Annotated in this window: 1 protein-coding gene; it reads left to right on the forward strand. The window is 61.0% G+C overall.

Annotation, left to right across the window (positions count from 1 at the left end):
- The coding region (locus tag PG5_RS32835; RefSeq protein ID WP_042956006.1) for a sensor histidine kinase KdpD at positions 1-557 on the forward strand (557 nt) is incomplete at both ends.

Raw genomic sequence — 557 nt, forward strand, 5'->3', positions numbered from 1 at the left:
GACCAACAAAGCCAGCAACTGGCCGAGACCCAGACCAGCAGTCACCTCAAGGACGAGTTCTTTGCGGTGATGTCCCACGAACTCAAGCACCCGCTCAATCTCATCCAGCTCAATGCCGAACTGCTGCGGCGCCTGCCGATGACCAAATCCGCCGGGCCGGCGATGAAAGCCGTGAACACCATCTGCGATGCGGTCGCCAGCCAGGCGCGGATCATCGACGACCTGCTGGACGTCGCCCGGGTACGCACCGGCAAGCTCAAGCTGAAAAAACAGGCAGTGGACCTGGGACGAATTCTCCAGGATATCTACACCGTGGTGATCAATGACCAGCATCCGTGCGAGGTCACGCTGCAGCTGCCCCAGCCTCCCGAGCCGCCCCTGGTGGTCGATGCCGACAGCACACGCCTGGAGCAGATCATCTGGAACCTGCTCAACAATGCACTGAAGTTCACGCCCAGGGATGGCCGCATCGAGCTGATCGCCCATCGTGTCGAGAACATGGCGCAACTGGACGTCATCGACAGCGGCGTGGGGCTCGAGCAGGACAATCTGCACAA

The sequence above is a fragment of the Pseudomonas sp. G5(2012) genome, assembly GCF_000408945.1.
In the GTDB taxonomy this organism is placed as follows: Bacteria; Pseudomonadota; Gammaproteobacteria; order Pseudomonadales; family Pseudomonadaceae; genus Aquipseudomonas; species Aquipseudomonas umsongensis.